The organism is Bacteroides sp. f07 (assembly GCF_042854785.1).
Classification (GTDB): domain Bacteria; phylum Bacteroidota; class Bacteroidia; order Bacteroidales; family Bacteroidaceae; genus Bacteroides.
The window spans coordinates 1,691,581-1,711,690 of sequence record NZ_BAABXI010000001.1 but is presented as its reverse complement, the minus strand read 5'-3'; the positions used below and the strand labels follow the sequence as shown (position 1 = coordinate 1,711,690).

The following is a 20,110-nucleotide window of genomic DNA, read 5'->3' as shown; positions in this document are numbered from 1 at the left end:
TTACTATATTAATACGGTCGTTTCTTACTAATTGAGCGGCCATTTTTACCCAATTGAGCAGTCGATTCTTTGCATTTATCCATTTTATGTTTTACATTTGCCAATAAATAGATAGAAACGATGGCAGATAATTATTTAGAAAAACAGCGGGAGCAATACGAAGCTAAAAAAGCAGCGTGGCTCAAAATGAAGAAATATGGCAAAAAGAAAAACGTTCAAAGTAAAACAGAGAAAATCCAACCACCACAACAGCCCGAGTCTAAATGAAATTTGACAAAGCTTGTCGGGCAACTCTACTCCTGTCTCCACAATAGCAGCCGCATGATGAAACTTCAGCATATTATAATGTGCTATTCTGTTAGTCGTTGACAACGATAACACATTTTCTGCGAAAAAGATGTTTAGTAATCGTGAAGAAATAAATTATAGCAGCGTTTTTTGAGGGCTAAAGCTATGCTTTAGATATGATAAAGCTATGCTTTGTCAGTCGCAAAGCATAGCTCTATTATATCCTTCTTAATAATCCCGGATTAGACTCTGATATATATGGTGGCAAAGAGCTTACCCTCGCTTTTATTTCTTCTTTCCCTGAGCCTTCTTTTCTGCATTTCGCTTATTCACATAATCTTTGAACATCTGACGCCAGTTGCGGCCATGTTCATTGAAATACTGTTCGCATTTGGTTTTATAGATTTCAAAGATAGCAGAAATCTGCTTCATATTCTTATAGTCAATAGCCTGTTCACGCGCCAGCTTTAATTGTTCCAGGACAAACGCTGTTTCTTCTTCGGTCATATTGGGGACAATAGCCTGATACCCTTTCAAAGTAAATGCTACCTTGCCAACCGTATATTTATCAAGTATCTGCTCTATCTGTTCTTCTGTCAGCACTCTGCGCAAACCTTTCATCAGTCTTTCATGCACTTCTTTCGGCATGGCGGAATCGGCAATCATTTCACGGTCGAGCTTGCTTAATGGCTTACCTGTCAACGGATTGATACCGGCAGGAATCGTTGTATAAGGATGGTCATTATGCCAGTCGCGTACTTGACGCAGATGATTATAAATAGTTGTCACGGCAAACCCGGCTTTCTTTTCATCTTCCAGATTTAATGAAGCCACCCAATCCATCGCCTTTTTCTCAAGAGAAGTATCCGAGTTTAGTTTGGCAAACGCTTTCTTGTCAAAGTAAGCAGCTACTTTATCAAATGAACGGATGGCACTTTCAGGAAGTAACTCGCCTTTTTCTCCGAAACTGTACATCGCAGATTCCCGCTCAATCGTAACCTTGCTCTCATCCAGCATCTTCTTATCCAAGTCAAATACATCTGCGAAGAAATCATAAACTGCATTTCGCTTATTAGGCCCAAAATCATGCTTTTCTTTCGGAAGATGCACATTCGTTACTTTATCCGTTGCATTGTAGAAGCCGTATATCCGTTGCAAATAAGGAAATTCCAATGCAGGGACGCTTGCCGTCCAGTCGCCACCGTCCGAAACAACCAATTGCGGACGGGGAGCAAAAGCCGCCGCCAACTCCGCATTGCAAGTTCCACCTGCCGAAAGTTGGATAGGCATCCCACTTTCACAAGGGCATCCGCCATCGAAATGAGAAGCCAGACTTACAACCGGTGCGGATGCTGTAAAGCGGTCATCCAACACGCTTAACAAAACAGTATGTGTGCCGCCGCCCGAACCGCCATTCGCTCCTATACGGCTGGTATCAATATCCTTGCGGGAAGCAAGCATAAATTCAAGAATCAGCAAACCATTCATAGCCTGAATAGTATGTGCGGCACTGCTGCGATGTGCCGCACTCCCCACTTGCAGAATAGACTCGCCCCATCCGAACAAATCATAATCTACGCAAATGGCTCCCATACGGGCTAGTGTCCCCATACGTTGCTGTTGGTCTTCACGATAACGGCCGCCACCAAAGTGTCCGTTCGGACAAATAATCAGCGCATGTTTTCCTCTTGATTGAGGTGCATAGATAGAACCGCAGACATATAATCCGGGCAACGTTTCAAGCGCAAAATTCTGTACGGTGTAACCGTCAAACTTACGTATCTTTGAAAGAATAGGCTTTGACTTCACACATTGGGACAGTAAAGCATCAATTCCCAAACGTTGGCGGACTTCCTTTTTTAGAGAATCAGTACGAAGTTCGAAGGCTTGTTTGTCCGCATATAGCGTATTGAGATAAGCCAGCATCTTTTCTCCGTCCGCATCCGTACGACGTGGATACTCATAAACTTTTAACTTATACATATTCCCTTTCTGCTTGACAAACTTATAATCAAAAGGAGCCAATACATTTGTCAGCGATTCTTCCACCGAATAAGGGCGGATACGGAAATCAGCATAAGGCAAAACTTTGCCTACCGTATCAATATCATACTTCAAACGGACTCCAAAACGATTCTGAATATCCGTCAGCACTTCATTCAGGGGACGGGCAAATTCCGTCTCATATGTTTGTGTTTGCGCTTCTGCCGAAAGGGACGCGGCAAGAAGCATCGTAAAAAGGATTCGTTTCATTTTCTAATTGATTTGATTCTGTCTTAATCTAGTTTGATTTCTTCACCATTGACGATTACATCATCCATCGTGATGCGTTCGCAATTCTCAAAGATACATTTCTGCTTTCCGCCTTGGATATGAATGTCACGCAATACAATATCAGAGATAGGAGCTTCTTCCAAACCTACGATTTTGACAGGTGTCTTCACATCTGTTACAGTCATTCCGTTGATATGTACGTTGCGGAATATAGGGGTACGTTCACTTTTGGGCTCTGCCGGCATCTTACTGTATTTCAGATTCAGCACGATAGCTTCCCGCTTGATATTGCTCATCACAATATTGCTGACGCGGACGTCTTCAACGACTCCACCTCTTCCACGGGTAGACTTGATACGTATCCCACGGTCTGTTCCGTCAAACACACAGTTGGAGATAGTAACTTTGCGTACACTTCCACTCATTTCGCTACCTATCACAACGCCACCGTGTCCGGAAAGCATTGTACAGTTCGTTATGGTGATATTCTCGCAAGGTACACCCAAACGGCGGGCTTGTGCATCCCTTCCCGATTTGATTGTAATGCAATCATCACCGACGGAAATATGGCAGTCGCTGATATGTACATTCCGGCATGATTCCGGATTAATGCCGTCCGTGTTGGGAGAAGGAACATTATTGATGGTAATACCTTTTATAGTCACGTTCTCACAAAATTCAGGATTTACCGTCCAGAAAGGGGAATTGACGATTTTCACTCCTTCAATCTTCACTCTCTTACAGCGAACCGGCTGTATAAACGGAGGGCGGAAAAAACGACGCTGCAAAGTATTCACATAATCTTTATTCGTTTCGGCATAAATGGCAGTCGTATCGTTTTGGGCATCCCACATGGGTTGGTATTTGTTTATATCACGCATACCGTTATCTTTCAAGTCAATCATGACCCGGAAAAACTCCGTCCACCATTTCTTGCCTTGCCCGTCCAATGTCCCTTCTCCTTTGATAGTTATATTTTCGGCATCTACCGCAGAAATCAAAGGCTGGAAACTCTTCATCATCACTCCTTCGTGGCGGACTTCCACAAAGGGAAGATAGTCATCAAAGTTGTCGGAAAAGAGCAAAGTGGCTCCGGCTTCCAGTTCCAGTGTTATATTACTTTTCATGTGGATACTTCCCGTCAGGTAAGTTCCCGCAGGAAAGAAAAGCGTGCCACCGCCGCCACGGCTGAGGCGGTCGATTGTGGTATTGATCAACTTTGTATTAAGGGTCTTGCCATTTGCTTTTGCACCGGCTTTCAACATATCTACCCGTTCGGCACGAAGGACTGTTGCTGCACAGAAGCAAAGAAAGGAAATAAGGGTTATTCGTAAATTCATAGTTTATATTATTAAGTATAATTTCTCCGTTACCTTCTAAAGAATACATTGTTTTTCATTCGACAAATATATGCAAAAGATTCTTTTATTCTGCACATACAAATTTATATGTACCACTTTGTACCTCTTTCGGTTCCTTCTCTCCCGGAAGATAAACAACTGCGGTGGTATTCACCGGAACAGATATGTTCAAAGTGAAAGTTCCGTCCTTACGAATCCAATCCACAACAATAGTGCCATATAAAGTCTCATACGATGAGTTGACAAACTTCAAATCCCCCACAGGTTTCGGAGCAATGACAAATTTCTGATAGCCTTGCCTTGAATCGTTTTGCTGATTTCCGAATCCAGATGCGGCATTAGGACGGATGCCGGCTAAGGAATTGAAGAACCATTCGTCAATCTGCCCCATCATAAAGTGATTCCAGGAAGAGCCTTGACGCGGATTCCATTGCTCAGTCAGGGTTGTTGCTCCAAACTTCAGTTGGAAACCATAACCGGGCGCTTCTTCGTGGTTGAACATTTTATATATCAACTCATGCCGGCCGTTACGGGCTAATGCCTGAATCAGGTAACGATTACCCACATCTCCGGTAGTCAGCCGATTGCCGTGTGCTTCTATATCTTTTAGCAGATTCATAAACACTTTCTTATCCTGCGTCATATGCAGGAATAAAGGAAGTGCGTTGCTGCACTGGCTTCCTGTACCATACTGTGCCGTATCATTGTTTAGGAAACGCTTGTCAAATGCAATCCTGATATCATCTGCCAAAGAGCTATAATAACGAATATCAAAATCATTGCCCACCATCTTTGCAGCTTCTATCAAATACATGACAGTCATGTAATAATGCGCAGTCGCTACCAGTGGCACAGGTGTATTCCGTGAAAATCCAGCACGGAAATCCCCATAATCATACCAGTCTCCCAGTCCGAAAGAAAGGATACCGTTATCCGCCCGTGTCTTCAGATAGTCAACATAACGACGCATATTCGGATAATACTTCTTTATCAACGAATCATCCCCATACGTTTCATAATACATAAACGGGAAAATGACCAAAGAACCGCCCCACTCGGGAGATTCCGCAAAAGCATCCATTCCCGGACCTTCAAAAACCACGTATTCCGGAGCTGTCGTCGGCATCGCTCCATTGGAGTGTTGCGCGTCCGCCATATTCTGCATAATCTGCGGAGCGTAGGCTGTCAGATCATAATTGTAGAGTAGTCCCGGCCCGTTCAGATGTACCTGTTCCAGCCATCCCAGTTTTTCGCGGTGCGGGCAGTCGGTAAATACAGATTGCATATTGCTGCGGACAGCTTTCTCTATCAAACGATGGGCAGCATTAAAGATAGGGTTGGATGATTCGAACGTAGATACCTTCTTTGCCGAATTATAGACAAAACAGGATTGGATATTCTTTAGTACAGGCAATTTATGAGGGTTCTTCTGCCCTTTCAATACAGCACCTTCCACTTGGATATATCTGAAACCGTAATAGGAAAAACGAGGATGCCAGGTTTCATCGCCATCACCTTTCAATGTATATTCATAATAATGCTGACGTCCCGTCTGGCGCTGGTTACAAGCGCCTTCATCTGTCAATGCTTCGGCTACCAGTAAAGTTATTTTTTGTCCACGCTTCCCACGTACTGTTATTTCGGGGAAACCAGCCAGATTCTGTCCCATATCCAGTACGAGAGCGGAAGGGTCCACCGTCCGTTTGGTCGATTTGGAAGCAGCCGCCACTTGTTCGGTATCCAGTTTGCTCACCTTTTGGGTATCATACCGTTCCATTATTTTCACGGGTGGCGCCATCTGTGGACGAAGCACTCCTTTAGGGGCTTCCTGCATTACCACCGGACGCCAATGACTATCATCAAATCCTGTCTGATTCCATCCTTTCTGTTCGCGGCGGGCATCATAATCTTCGCCACCGTAAATGCAGTTGAACGTTACCGGACTCAAATCATATTTCCATTCATTATCAGAACGGACGATTGTACGTGTTCCATCCTCATAATTGATGACCAGTTCAAATAAAAGTGTGGGGGGGCCGAAACTTATCTGCAACTTACGATAACGTCCCCCCTGAACATTGTAGAATCCATTCCCCAATAAGATTCCAACAGCATTCTCACCATACCGCAATTGTTCCGTTACATCATATGTGTTATAATAAACACTTTTATCGTAATCACTCCAAAGCGGAGCAAACTCACTATTACCGACTTTCTTTCCATTCAGATAGAATTCATAGAATCCCAAGCCGCAAACATATGCAGTCGCTTCGGCTATTTTCTTGCCGGACTTATTACCGGACTTATTCCAGAACTCATCCCGCGACTTATGAATCTTCGTTTTCTCTGTGTCATCCAGCAAAAACGTTCTTCGCAAATAAATGCTTTTCTTCGCCAAAGTATCCACCGCTTCCCAAGCGGCTTTCACTTCCGGCTTCTTCAGTTCGCTGCCGTGAAATTTACGCCCTTCCGGCAAATGTGCATTCTGACGGGTGATAGCTCCAATCCATTTTCCGTTGGAAAGTCTTGAGGAGACAGAACGGAACTTCGCTTCACGACTCCATTCGGAAGGAGTATCCGTTTCATCCCAAACACGGACACGCCAAACATAATTGAACGGATTGTCAGAACCTATATTCGCTCCTTCCGTTGAAACCAACTGGCTCTGTGAAGAATTGACTTTGCCGCTATTCCATATTTGACGTCCCGTGAAAGCTTCCCGAATATCAATCTCATAGGCAGATTGTCGTGTCCCATTTTCCGGTGACTCCATCACCCATCCCAAACGGGGTGCACCTTCAACCACGACCAACCCTTCCTGCATTTCACAGGTAAGACGGGTGATTGTTATATTCTTTGCCTGTACCATACAGGGTAGACAAAGAAAAAGAAGAAGATATTTTTTTAAAGCCATTATTCGTTTTCCTTATTTTTTATCAGACAGAAGGACAAAAGAACGGATGTTAAGGGATTAATAAACAGTTTTAAAAACTTTTGTTCTTCTGTTCTTCTGTCAGAAATATATGATTTGTGTCTACTTTAAAGCATTCTCGCAAACGACTTTTGTCAATGTATCCGCATGTCCTACTTCTTTGCCATCGACAAAAATGCGTAATCCTTTTCCACAATGATAGCGGTCGCCATTCTTATCCCAAAGAATGGTCAGATTGTGCCCATGATACAATACATTATCCAAACAGAACCAATCCCATTTATCTGCCGGAATCAACGGATTCACCTCTATCGTATTATCCAAACGCGGACGTAATCCGATCAATCCTGTAATCATCAAGTCATTGAAAGTAGAATGATTATAATAGCGGCTGCGTTCCTGATCCCCTTTCAACCAATAACCTGTCACTTCATCCAAATATTCGCCGATATACGGACGTCCACGATGATATTGTGATTCCACATACAATTCCATTTGGCGGAAATATACGCTGTCGGACAATACCGTTTGCGGGTAATTATTCATAAAGTTAGCCATTGCCGTCAATGTCTGTGCAGAGGCGAACGGCCAGATAGCTCCGTCCCATTCACACTTCCCCACTCCACGCGTACGGAATTCCGGATGGCGGCGTTCGGCAGTAGTCAGTCCGTAAGGAGATGAAAAGCCTTTTTCGTCCATAATCTCTTTCCATGCAACCTCATACATCTTCGCTGTATCCGGCAAATTGAAGTACCACGGAATATAACCGATAGCTTCACGGACATTAGCAGAAGAATCCGTACGCATTGTTTCAAAGAACTGATGGCGTGTATTCCACAATTCGGTATCGACCAAAGTTCTCAGAGTATCAGCTTTCATGCCATATCTCATCGCCATTCCTTCATCACCGGAAAGGATTCCCATCAATGAAAGTGCTTTCGCATTGCCATACATATAACTGTTGATAGTAGGACGGGCATACTTCTTCCTACGGCCGCCGCTGATGGACTCTTCCATACCATCTTGTACGTCACCTTGCCAATACAATCCGTTTTTCAGACGGTTTGTACGTTCCCAACGTTGATATTCGGTTTCCAAATCTTTCTTCATATCCAACATGAAGTCTTTATCACCATCTACCATATAGCGTGCCAGCACTGCATCCGCATTCCATGAACTGAACTTATCCATTTTCTTCATCGGACCGCCATCATTACCGCGATACCAAGTATGGATAATCTGATCCAAATATTGGGAATCACGCAACCAACGACTTTCATAAATATGATGTCCGATAGCACAGGCAATCAGGTTATATTTATCCGAATAGGAACGTTGTACCAGAAATTCCGTCATACCATATCCCACGGGAGTTTTCTTGATATGTTTGCGCAATGACCACCAGCGGTAATAATACATTTCCTCAAAATTACGTTGCGGACATTCAAACAAAGGAATATTCTCTTCCATCCATTCAGAAGCCTTGGCGTTAGGAATTGCCTGGACAATATTCTCATCTTCCATTCCATTGAAATAATCTACGTAATGGCTGAAATCCGCATATTTCAGAAAAGCGGAAGACGCGTCCTTGTCTATAGAAGATGTTTTCACATTGGCTATGCGATATTCAGCCAAAGGTTCTTGTTCACCTGCACCCGGCAAATCATAAGTCTGGTCGGCAGGAGTATCCACTGTCGGGAATGTACGTGGCACGCCTGTACGGAAAGCAATTCTTTCGACACTAGCCACCGGTGCATAGAACATACGCAGCCCTACCCTTTTACCATCCACATATACCTGGATATTACGGTCTGCCGTTGACAGGACTGCTTCTACGTGATAGGTTTTCCCGGCTTCATACTTCATCATATTCGCAAACCGGGAACCGCCTTTCATACGGAAAATGCCATCATTGGTTAGCTCCATACGGGAACAGGCAACTCCGTTCTCATCCAGAAATTCTATCTGGAGTGTACCTTTATCATTCTGTCCGGCTTGTAAATCGAATGAGACTTTCAGTTCTTTAGAAGCAGGAATTTTACGTTCCACTTTCGCATAATCAAACGGATCTTTATCTTGCAGTTTCAGCCATTGTCCATCCAAAGAAACCGGAGCCCAGACTGGAGAATAAATATTCCAATTGGTAAGTTCCGCAATCGCTTTCGATTTTGAGAAGTCATCATCGGCATGTGCGGAGGCATTGAGTTCCACCGGTACGGGAATACGGGAGATCCACATATCTTCCTTATTCACACTATAAGAAACCCATAAGTCACCGTCCGCAGGCACTCCGTTTCCTTCTTGTATGCCACGAGGATATTGGGGACCGTATGATTTATAATTTCCACCGTAACGCATTGGTGTGATTTCACCGTGTATCAGGTTCAGTGTTGTATATTCCAGTCCGTCTTTGCTCAATGAGATAGCAAGCGGCCAACGGAATTCCGAGGGATTATATACTGTAGCATATGTACCGTCGCTCAAACGTTGCCCCCATATTTTTGCATTACTATTAACAAAACCTTTTGCACGAAGCACAGGTTCCGCCCAAGTATGTCCGCCATCTTCGCTGATGGAAGTCAGTGCGTGTTTCCAAAGGCTGGCGATTCTTCCGTCAGGGAGTGTGTAGCAGTTGAATGCTTTATATCCTTTTTTCAATGGAATGATAGGGTCTTCACGATCGGCCTCTTCCACCCATTGCATCATATACAACGGATTATCGAGAATCTCCTGGCAAGCCTTTACAAATTCACGGTCTTTGCTTTTTTTGAAATACGGATAGTCGGTATTCTTTTCGTTAAATCCGTGATTATAATAAATGAAATAGATAGGTCCGAACGAACCGTCTTTCCTTATTTCGCGTACTACGCGACCAATGCCATTTCCATCATTCGGGTCGTCTTTCTTATCCAGAGCAACTCCGTAATTACCCATCGTTATCAAACGACCGGATTTAGAGACATAAAAGCCCACGCGCTGGTGCATGATGGCAATCAGGTCTTTAGCCTGCATACCCGGACGGGATTCTTTGGTATATCCATCCGGTACCTTATACGGTGGAAATACAATTTCGGGATTTGTCCATTGATAACCGTCTTTTGATGTCATCAGGAATGTTTGGGAAGGCGGGACGTGTTCGTCCGAAGGATCAGCCAGGTATTGGTAATAGAATTGACCGTTCCAATAAGCCAGCATCGGTTGATGGTTGTAAGTCCAGCCATTGCCGTTAGAGACATCGGGGTGTTCCCGGTTTGCCCGTACCAATTGAATATTATGTACTCCTACTACCGGCGACAGTTGCCCGTCATGATAAGTCGGATTTGAGATTTCTTTCCCTGTGTAATGGATTCTGTCTTGTGCCGAAACCGTAGCTGTCAGCCATCCGGCAGCCAGTGCAAAGAGAATCTTTGTAGAGTTGTTCATGATCTATTTCAGATTTTAATTTATTTCTTCTTACTCTCTTCCAACAGTGTCTTAACCACCGATTCAGAAGCTTTGAAAATTGTTCCGTGTTTATGTCCGGCAGGTATGCTTACTTCATTTGTGATATCGGTAAAATTCCGAAAGTCCTTCGTACGCATAGCTCCGTATATTTTCTTCTTATAAACATCAAAATAAATGAGATAGTCCTCTCCTATCTTTTCTACGGTCGGCCCTTCTACAAAGGATTCGGTGAAGGGTTGTGATGCGGGCGAATAAGGCCCTGTCAGGGAATCTGCAAAAGCTATTTTCAGATTGCGCTCCGGACGTGTATTATCTTTGAGTACCATCACATAATCATTCTTTGCCCGTTTCACAAGAACAGCGTCAATCGTGCTAAAGCCCGGATCATATAAGACTTTCGCTTTTGAAACTGTCTTAAAATCCTTTGTTGTGATATAATACAAACGGTGGTTATTGTTTTCTTCTTCTATCCCTTTCTCAAAACGACCGGGAATGCAAGAAGCCCACACCACCATAAACTGCCCACTATCATCATCATAGAAAATTTCCGGAGCCCATACATTAACGGTAGTCGGTTCATCTGCCATGACAGGAATCATCTGTTGTTCCGACCAATGAACCAGATCTTTGGAATTTGCATAACCGAATCCCAAATCACCTTTCCAACTCGTAGTCCAGACCAAATGGAAAGTCCCGTCGGGAGTGCGCACCATGGAAGGGTCGCGCATCAGTCGATGCTGTCCCAGTTCCGGCTTCAGCCAAACTCCCGGAATACTGTCCCATTGCATTCCGTCCTCACTATATAAATATCTTAAACCCTCGTCAGCCGGTTCATGGAATGAAGTGAACATATAATAGTCTTTGCTTCCCCCACAAGAAGCCAAGAACAAAATACCTATTGCAGCTAATGTATTTCTTAACTTTTTCATTTCTATTATAATCTATAATTGTATCCTTTATATGGAAAAGACGATAAAAGTTCTAATTTGTACTCAAACAGATTCGAAGTTTCGTCAGATTCTAAATTTATATAAGACAAAAGGGCGACTCTCCGAGCCACCCTTTCCGTCATCAAACAAACTAACCATTTAAATTATGGAAGAGAACCTTATAAAGATCCTCCACGTGCTTTCACACGTTTGTACCATTCTTCACGTTCTTTCTTCAAGTCGTATCCGCGTTTAGCCAGATAATTATTGATACGCCCTTTATACTTTCCGAAAGCTGCGTGTTTCTTATTTGAATTTTCAGCATCCAAGGCAAATTCACGGGCTTCTACCAGCCAAGCATAAATTTGTGCCTTTTCTTCTTCTTTCAAAGTAGGAATCATGTCAAGATGCGAATCGTAAGTCACTTTCACCACTCCATAGGTCATACCGTCTTTCACAGCTTCTATCTGTTTTTCGTCAAGGAAAAGAGACAAATTTGCAGGAAACGCGAAATGAGAGCGGTATAACGCTGCATCTTTTTCATTTTCAGCAGCTTTCAATGCTTCAGCCTTAGCGTCACCGGCCAATCCCGATTCTTTTACTTTTTTGACTTTTGCATCGCGTATTTCATAGATATCATTCAACTCAAAATAACGGTTGGCAATGATATTACGGACATCTTCAGCCACTTTTGCATCTGTAATTCCAAGCTTATCGACAATCTTTTGTGAGCGACTGACGATAGACTCCACATACTTGGGGTCACGGTTTTCTTTGTTCAAGTCAACTGCTCCAGCAGACATCCAGCCACAAAGTAACAGTAGAGAAATTATTAATATCTTTTTCATTGATTACCGATTACATTAATTTTCCTTTTTCAGCCAAAGTATCGTAGTTGTTCTTCAAATCACGCCAGTCTACTTTGTGCTTTGTGCTGATACCGTTGATATATTTTTCAATATTAGTGTATCCGTCGCCTGTACAGTCCTTGTTGGCGTCACTTGGGTCATTCGGATTCAATCCGTTAGCGATTTCCCATTCGTCCGGCATACCATCTTTATCCGTATCTACATAAGGAGTACCTTTGTATTCAGGATAACCACCCATTTGGCGGATATCGGTAATAATGCCCTGCTTATAAGAATCTTTCGGTAAACGACGATATTTGAACTGTCCGTCTTCGCCCATTGACTTAGGAGACAAACCTGTCAAATCACCATAGGCGTCTTTAGGAAGTTTCTTTTCATAATAAGGAATACCTGTTCTGACTTCTTCAATCACACGTTCGTCAACAATATCACGGCAAGGGATATTAGCGCCTACGTGCTTCAGCACATAATCATAAGCGTCGCTGGCACTCATTATATTGATATAAGGCATTTCAAACGGGCGATAGCTTCGCATATACTCGGTATATCCGTCTGTATTCGGTTGATCTTCAATCTGGATTCCACCATTCCAGTTATCTTTCGTAATTTCAGGATAGCCATCCATGATATTTCCGTCAGCATATACCCGTCCATATTGTTTATGATCCAGCTTGCTACGTCCCGCTTCCGGTTTCAAGATACGATGTCCTACATTAGAGTCTTTAGGAGTGGCAGGTCCCGGTTTGTAGTAGTTATTAATCATATTGAACATCGCAGTATAATCGCCACCGTCAGAAGAACGGTGAACCCAATTGAATACTACATTGTTGACAAAATTGAATATCCCGTTCCAACCGATAGAAGGATTACGTCCGGAATTGCTAGCCCAAAGATTGCGGGCAAATGCACAGTTCTCACCTCCCAGGGTACTACCGAATGCGTGGTTGTATGTATCCAATGCTTTCGCAGAAATAGTATTCTGAATAGTTACATTTACAGTAGGAAGCTTCAAGTCTTTGCTCTCATACTGTCCTTCACTCGGATCATACATATGGCGATAGAAAGATATGTTCTCATCCAGTCCCCAAGTACAGGAGCAGTGGTCGATCATTATATTACCAACAGGGTTACCACCGAAAGAGTCATCACGATGCCATACTTTCGTTTCTCCACGACGGAAACGCATATGACGAACGACTACATCATGTGTATCTACCCAGAATGATTCTCCGGCAATACAAACACCGTCTCCCGGAGCTGTTTGTCCTGCAATAGTTACGTAAGGAGCACGGACGATAATCGGAGATTCCAAACGGATGATGCCGGCAACATTGAACACGATAATACGCGCACCACCAGTTTCACATGCTTCACGGAAAGAGCCCGGTCCACGGTCATTCAAATTTGTTACAGTTATCACTTTGCCGCCACGGCCACCGAAACTGTACATACCACCACCTTCAGCACCAGGGAATGAAGGGATATCAGCCTGTGGCAAATCGTACGGGCGACCAGCCCAAGGAATATAAGGGCGTCCTTCTCTAGCTTCTTTTTGTACTATCGGCAACGCTTTTGCCCATGCTTCGTCAGAACGTTTCCGCTCTTCGGTCATCATTTTCGTATAGTTTTCTTTGGCTTCGCCAGTTATCTGTGGGTATTGCGCCCATGCAACAGTCGGAGTCAACATTGTTGCAGCGAAAGCTGCTAAAAGTACATGCTTCTTCTTCATTTTTATTTGGTTTTGTGAAGTTGTTAATTCAAAAATACAATAATAAGACGAAGAAGGAAAAGAATTGTAATCAGTAATAATGAAAAAACATGGATGATAAAGTACAAAAAAACAAGTCGGCAGTTTTTTACTGTTGTTCCGTACTAAACATAGCATTCTCATATACATTGAGATATTATCAAAAAGAATGAACCTCAAACCATTCTTTTTATAAGTAATGATTTGAGGTTCAATACAAGAGATTGATAAATTCTTAAAAAAGAAATAAACCTAACTTTAATTTATTCCTGATAATCAAATGTTCCGTCAATACTATTTGTATCCTTCCACAACTTAGTCTGGGTAAGCCATGTATTTGCAGCAAGAGCAGTACGATTCAATCCCCATATATAATAGCGTTGTCTCCATAAAAGATCAACTCCTACACCATGTCCATCATTATCCATAGGAGTATCGGGGTCTGCCAGAACAAAATTATTCTCATAGAACATTGCCAAATCATTTAAATCGTCTTCAAAAGTTTCAGCATCCGGATCTATAGAAATACCTGCACGTTCTGCGGTTAAGGGATCAACATCCGTAGGTAAAGTTCCTTTGTATTGTAAATAATTTCCCGTACGGTGCGTGCCATTCAAAGGTGCCAATCCAAGTTTAGCACAAGTCATATTATTGTTTGCTGCATCATCATTGTAAAGCATCCAGCGTTGCATGTCAAAGAAACGCTTTCCTTCATAAGCTAATTCAACCCGTCGTTCATACAAGCAAGCCTCTAAAGCTGCATATTTATCTGCAAATGTTCCAAGTCCGTAATGATTATCTGATAAAATACCTACACGATTACGAATCTTTTCAAGATATTCCAAACATTTGGTTGTATTGCCTGTAGCTGCATAACATTCAGCTATATTTAGGATCAGTTCTGCATAACGATATTCCAGGATATCAGTTCCTGAATATTTAAATGTATTATCTACAGATACATCTGACATTTTACGTACGAAGGCAGGACTAGCTACATTATTATTATCACTATAATTATAGTTCGTACCTTCCTGTGTCTGATATTCCCAACGATAAGCCCACACCACATCATCTGCTACTCCTTTGTATCCCCATTTGCAGCCGGAGAAAGCAAATGTACGATAAAAGCGCGGATCCCTATCTAAAAAGAATTTAAAATCATCATATCCGTTAGCTACTGTAGGACGACTGCCATCCTTCATCGGAAAAAGATCTATCATTTCTTTAGGTGCCGTCAATCCACCACCCCCACTTTGACTGGAAAGACGTATGCCATTCTCCCATCCATTATTCTCGGAGGTATTGGTTGTTCCGGAAGAAAGCAATCGAACCATAATTACTTCCTGACAGAAATTCTTGCCATGATCCATGACAAACATATCATTCCATTCTTTTGCAGTATTTCCATAAAGTCCGTAACCTGCTGAGGTTAGCTCTGTTTCAGCAGTCAAACTAGCACTCAATGCATCTGCCCAACGTTGGTTTGCCGTATTATCCCAATCCTTATTAAATAAAGGACTAGCATACGTCAACAACACCCTACTTTTCATAGCCAATGCAGCTGCCCGGGTAAAGCGTCCCCGATCTGCATCTCCCCATTTGTCCGGTAACATATTTGCCGCATTATCAAAGTCTAAAAGTATTTGCTTCACTAACTCTGAAACCGAAGCTCGAGGATGTTTAATAGAAGGATTTTCCACCTCTGCATTTTCTACCTCTAAAACAATAGGTACACCACCATACATACGCATCAAGTCAAAATATTGCATTCCTCTCAAGAAATACATTTGCCCTTTTGCCGTTTTCTTAAATGAATCAGAAATATTCACTCCTATTTCATCAATATTATTAATGATAAAATTGCAATTACGAATACGTGTATAAGGATTATTTTGGATATTTGTTGCCGGAGCGGTACCATAGTAATTGGAACAATCATCCGACTCATCAAATTCTTTAGAAGGATCAATCATATTAGAAATCCCTCCCTTTTCTTCTGTCAATGCCGTACGATCTTCCCATAAACCCACAATATTCTGTCCGGGTCCTTTATATCCGCTATAAAAATCGTAATATAACCTGTCTATAAACCAACCGGTTTGGGCTTCATTTTCAAAAGTATCATCATTAAACACACCATATTGCTTTTTATCTTCCAGGAACTGATCGCTACAACTTGTAGCCAAAAATCCCAAAGCAAGTGCCGCTGTATATATAAATCTTTTCATATTCTTATTTTGCTTTTAAACTGTTAAAAAGACAAATTTATTCCAATTGACCATGTACGCAGTGTTGGATACATGCTTGTTGAAGAATCGTACATATTACGATATTTCTTTGGGTATGGATTATAAAAATCCCAAAGATTATTTCCTGTCAAACTAATTTTAGCAGATTCAATTTTAGCAGGTTGCAACCATTTCTTGGGCAATGAATAACCAATGCTCATATTCCTGATATAACAACGGAAAGTACTAATTGTCCAGAAGTCGGATTGTGCAATAACATTAGCATCCCCATTATATCCCGCATTTGGATAGCGTCCGGTAGGATTATTTTCTGCATCAAACATATCTGTCCAATACACTTCCGGTGACCACAACATTTGATTGCTGCTTACATTTACCTTATAGTTATCAATTGTGCGAATACCACCCCATGAAGTTGAGATTTGCGCACTCCAAGAAAGTCCCTTCCAATTTAATCCTAGTTTTGTAGTAAACCCATAGGTTTTATTATTCTTACATAACTGGTCTAAATCTTCTTTATCTGCAATCTGCCCGTTAGGCATGCCTAAATTTCCATTAGCATCTAATGACCCATGAAGATCCTGATAAGCCAACATACCCGGTTTCATTTTACTTTTATCAGTAATATTAAAAAACTTCGGTGTAGTTCCTGCCGCTTCAGCATGTTCTGTCAGATATGCCCAATAATGGTCAATATCCGTTTGATTACGTAATATGCCATCTCCAGTTGAAGTACCTCTCCATACACGATATCCCCATGAAGGCATATAAGTTGAAGCCCCTTCACGTGTTGTATTATCAGAAGGATAACCAACCGGAAGCTCCGGCCACTCTTTCACTTTGTTGCCATTGAATCCGAAATCAACACCGATGTTGTATCGGACTTGTCCTACTTTATCACGCCATCCTAATGAGATTTCAACACCTTTTGCATCAATACGGCCATAGTTTTCCTCCGCATAAGAGCCTCCAACTGTAATAGGCACACCCACGACTTTAGACATATGCTGATTCAATATATCAGAATTACGATCATAGTAAAAATCAAAACTTGCACTTAAACGTCCATCTAGGAAACGAGTATCAAAACCCAGATTCCATTTTGTGGTAGAGTCCCAGTGTACATCTCTATTAGGAGTTTTTCCAGGAGTCAATCCTGAACCTAATGTTCCCCCATTACTTCCAAACTGGAAACCTTTATCTGCTCCATAGCTATAAGTTTGTTTCCAAGCCCAAGCACCAAGGTTATCTTTACCTGTCTTACCCCATGAAAGACGAGTCTTCAAATACTCAAACCAAGGAAGAGTCTTTTTAAACCACGATTCTTCAGAAACAACCCATCCTGCAGATATTCCAGGGAAGAATCCCCAATAGTTTTCCGGAGCAAATTTTGTAGAAGCATCCGAACGGAACAGGAACTGAAGCATATATCTATCTGCATAACTATATTGTACACGTCCTAGATAAGAAAGAGTACCCGATTCATTTTTCTGAGTATACGAATTTCCCGCATTCAGTGTACCTGCTGTTGTACTTGTACCCAAATAAGGGGAATCAGGGTTATCGTAAAGATAAAATTTCTTCGTATATTCTGCATCCGTACGCTCAACAGAAGCCATAGCAGATACACTATGTTTGCCAAATGTCCGGTCATAGTTAATGTAGAAGTTCATCTGGCGATTAGATGTTATGACATCACTATACGCCACGCGTGATGATTTATCATTTTCTTTAAACGTATATTCGCTTACTCCTGTATGTGCACCATAAAGATGTTGTCCATCTTTCACCAACTTATTACCCAAAAAAGCCAAAGTAAAAGGCATTTGACGCTGTTCGGAATCAGATGTACTGCGAGACGTTGCATATGTACCTTTTATGCTTAATCCTTTCACATAAGGAATAGCATATGTCATTGAAAAATTTGCAGAATAATTGAAAGCCTTCGTTTCTTGTCCTGAACCATTATCCAATAAGCTAAAATAATTCCAACTGGCAATCTGATTAGCAGATGCCGCATTTCCGGAGTTTGCATGAGGTCCTAAAGCAGGAGACGTATAATATGTTTGCCCATCATCCAATGTCACTTCCCAAGGAATATATTTTGGCATATGGTGTAATAGATTATAATCACCCTGTTCACTTGCTTTACCACCAAATGCATCCAGGTTACTAGCATTTTTCGTAAATGATTTGCTTATTTCCGACTGGTTCCCCGAAACAGATGCACTAAACTTCAAGTCAGAAGTTAATTTCACATCTACTCCTGCACGGAATGTCCATTTATTATAATCCTGCTCTCCCATATTGGCGCCTTGATCATAATAAGAAGCTCCGGCAAAATAAGTCGCACGATCAGAGCCACCACTCACATTCACAGCATGAGACATCATAAAAGCAGAAGACCAAGCTTCATCCAGCCAATTATAGTCAAGACTTTTCATTTCATTCAGTTCGTTATCATTGAAAAGCTTATTCATATCCCACAAACCTGTATTAGGATCCTTGGATGATTTCCCTGTCGCTTTGATTATACTATTTGCCCAAACACCATAATCATAAGCACTCAAAAGTTTTGAATGACTAACGGCATCGTTAAAAGCAAATTTACCTGAGTAGCTTATTCTAGGTGCTCCACTCTTTCCACGCTTTGTCTTAACGATAATAGCTCCTTGAGAAGCACGCGAACCATAAATTGCCGCACTTGCATCACGTAATACAGTAATACTTTCCACTTCGGAAGCATCCAATAAATTAAATTGCTCCAATGTAGCACGTCCCGTATTAGCATCGATTTGAATCACATCATCAATAATAACCAAAGGAGTAGAGTCACCTCCATCTTTTGCATAATTGAAAGATTGGCGAATACTCAAACTGCTTTGATCCCCAGGACGATTTCCTGTATTTACCGACAATCCATTTATTTGTCCGGCCAAAGCATCTGCCAAATTTGATACAGGAAGATCCTCTACTTGAGATGCCGAAATTTGTTGGATTGATCCTGTAATGTTCTTAGCTTTTTGCGTACCGTATCCGACCACCACAACTTCGTCGAGTGTCTTGGTATCCTCTTGCAAAACAATTTTTAATGTCTGCCCTGCTTTTGGAGTGACAAATTGACGAGTATATCCAATAAAGGATACTACAATCTGGCTTCCTGCCGGCACTGTCAATGAAAAGTTACCATCAATATCAGTAATCGTGCCGACCGTTCCTCCTTTTATTGTCACACTAGCTCCAATAATAGGTTCACCTTGGGCATCCACTACTGTTCCTTTTACAATTCCCTGTTGCTGAACTGCATTTACGGCAGGCATTTCTTTTACTCTTTCAGCAAATGTCTCCACAGGAACAGCAAACAAAAAAGAGAGACAGATAATCTTCGCTGCGCTTAGATATTTGCTCTGTGTTTTTCCAGAAAAGACTTGTTCTTTTTCCATCTGTTTACATATTTAGTTCAAAAATACACGATATTTCTTTTTTTATCATACATAAACAGGACGAATAACCTCAAAATATGTAATCACGTATTGAAGAATAAAATTAAAATTGCAACAATTTTATTTCTTTTATACCCTCTCTCAATCATTGTAATTGATTAAAAATGAGTTTTTTTTGTACTACAAGAATGAAACTCATATAGGAGGCCGGAAAGCAAGAAATACTACATTCATCAGGAAGATGTAGAAAATACATTTATCCGCTTTCAGCTATTCAGTTTCTTCTATGATTCCTTTATCCACGGGGATTCCGGCTGAAAGCAGGCGTATTCAGCCGAAACAGTGATAAACAAGAACTTACAGTAGTGACTGAAAGCTAAAACGACTTACCAACTTTCTCTTAGAGAACTCTATATATAAGAAAACAGTCCAAACCACCCTCCCTTTGAAAGGAGAAATGATTTGAACCATCCTCTATGATAAATTGCTTTTTTAGTTTTAGCAAATTACCCTTTCCTGAAAATCAGGAGAACTTTTATTCAACCAGCGGGTTGAAAGTTCCCATGCCACC

The 20,110-nt window shown here is 41.8% G+C and carries 10 protein-coding genes; 1 reads left to right on the top strand and 9 read right to left on the bottom strand.

The window, feature by feature from the left end:
* Positions 1-120: 120 nt before the first annotated feature.
* The gene (locus ACGHVY_RS06855) at positions 121-267 is read left to right on the top strand and encodes a hypothetical protein (RefSeq protein WP_308743849.1); all 147 of its coding nucleotides are present in this window, start codon (positions 121-123) and stop codon (positions 265-267) included.
* Between the two features lie 306 nt (positions 268-573).
* Here the strand turns inward: ACGHVY_RS06855 and ACGHVY_RS06850 are convergent, their stop codons facing one another.
* The 9 genes from ACGHVY_RS06850 to ACGHVY_RS06810 form a co-directional block, all read right to left on the bottom strand.
* Positions 574-2,541 carry a DUF3826 domain-containing protein gene (locus ACGHVY_RS06850; RefSeq protein WP_390598000.1) on the bottom strand — a complete coding sequence of 656 codons (1,968 nt, stop codon included), beginning with the start codon at positions 2,539-2,541 and terminating at the stop codon, positions 574-576.
* 23 nt (positions 2,542-2,564) lie between these two features.
* Positions 2,565-3,902 (bottom strand): glycoside hydrolase family 28 protein, encoded by a 1,338-nt coding sequence (locus tag ACGHVY_RS06845; RefSeq protein WP_308743792.1) that lies wholly within the window; start codon positions 3,900-3,902, stop codon positions 2,565-2,567.
* 85 nt (positions 3,903-3,987) lie between these two features.
* Positions 3,988-6,837 carry a glycoside hydrolase family 78 protein gene (locus ACGHVY_RS06840; RefSeq protein ID WP_390597998.1) on the bottom strand — a complete coding sequence of 950 codons (2,850 nt, stop codon included), beginning with the start codon at positions 6,835-6,837 and terminating at the stop codon, positions 3,988-3,990.
* A 120-nt stretch (positions 6,838-6,957) separates the two neighbouring features.
* Positions 6,958-10,278, bottom strand: coding sequence for an MGH1-like glycoside hydrolase domain-containing protein (locus ACGHVY_RS06835; protein WP_390597996.1), 3,321 nt, complete (start codon positions 10,276-10,278; stop codon positions 6,958-6,960).
* A gap of 20 nt (positions 10,279-10,298) precedes the next feature.
* Positions 10,299-11,228, bottom strand: coding sequence for a glycoside hydrolase family 43 protein (locus ACGHVY_RS06830; RefSeq protein WP_308743795.1), 930 nt, complete (start codon positions 11,226-11,228; stop codon positions 10,299-10,301).
* Positions 11,229-11,407: 179 nt separating this feature from the next.
* On the bottom strand, positions 11,408-12,076 hold the full coding sequence (locus ACGHVY_RS06825; protein ID WP_308743796.1) for a DUF3826 domain-containing protein: 669 nt from the start codon (positions 12,074-12,076) through the stop codon (positions 11,408-11,410).
* 10 nt (positions 12,077-12,086) lie between these two features.
* On the bottom strand, positions 12,087-13,826 hold the full coding sequence (locus ACGHVY_RS06820) for a thrombospondin type 3 repeat-containing protein (protein ID WP_308743797.1): 1,740 nt from the start codon (positions 13,824-13,826) through the stop codon (positions 12,087-12,089).
* A 281-nt stretch (positions 13,827-14,107) separates the two neighbouring features.
* Complete coding sequence (locus tag ACGHVY_RS06815; protein WP_390597994.1) at positions 14,108-16,075, bottom strand: RagB/SusD family nutrient uptake outer membrane protein; 1,968 nt, start codon at positions 16,073-16,075, stop codon at positions 14,108-14,110.
* Positions 16,076-16,098: 23 nt separating this feature from the next.
* A complete protein-coding gene (locus tag ACGHVY_RS06810; RefSeq protein ID WP_390597992.1) occupies positions 16,099-19,539 on the bottom strand; it encodes a SusC/RagA family TonB-linked outer membrane protein in 3,441 nt (1,146 codons plus the stop codon).
* Between the last annotated feature and the right edge of the window lie 571 nt (positions 19,540-20,110).

Bases quoted from the DNA above. Each gene is read 5' to 3' on its own strand.
- ACGHVY_RS06855 (WP_308743849.1), top strand. From the start codon at position 121: ATGGCAGATAATTATTTAGAAAAACAGCGGGAGCAATACGAAGCTAAA.
- ACGHVY_RS06850 (WP_390598000.1), bottom strand. From the start codon at position 2,541: ATGAAACGAATCCTTTTTACGATGCTTCTTGCCGCGTCCCTTTCGGCA.
- ACGHVY_RS06845 (WP_308743792.1), bottom strand. From the start codon at position 3,902: ATGAATTTACGAATAACCCTTATTTCCTTTCTTTGCTTCTGTGCAGCA.
- ACGHVY_RS06840 (WP_390597998.1), bottom strand. From the start codon at position 6,837: ATGGCTTTAAAAAAATATCTTCTTCTTTTTCTTTGTCTACCCTGTATG.
- ACGHVY_RS06835 (WP_390597996.1), bottom strand. From the start codon at position 10,278: ATGAACAACTCTACAAAGATTCTCTTTGCACTGGCTGCCGGATGGCTG.
- ACGHVY_RS06830 (WP_308743795.1), bottom strand. From the start codon at position 11,228: ATGAAAAAGTTAAGAAATACATTAGCTGCAATAGGTATTTTGTTCTTG.
- ACGHVY_RS06825 (WP_308743796.1), bottom strand. From the start codon at position 12,076: ATGAAAAAGATATTAATAATTTCTCTACTGTTACTTTGTGGCTGGATG.
- ACGHVY_RS06820 (WP_308743797.1), bottom strand. From the start codon at position 13,826: ATGAAGAAGAAGCATGTACTTTTAGCAGCTTTCGCTGCAACAATGTTG.
- ACGHVY_RS06815 (WP_390597994.1), bottom strand. From the start codon at position 16,075: ATGAAAAGATTTATATATACAGCGGCACTTGCTTTGGGATTTTTGGCT.
- ACGHVY_RS06810 (WP_390597992.1), bottom strand. From the start codon at position 19,539: ATGGAAAAAGAACAAGTCTTTTCTGGAAAAACACAGAGCAAATATCTA.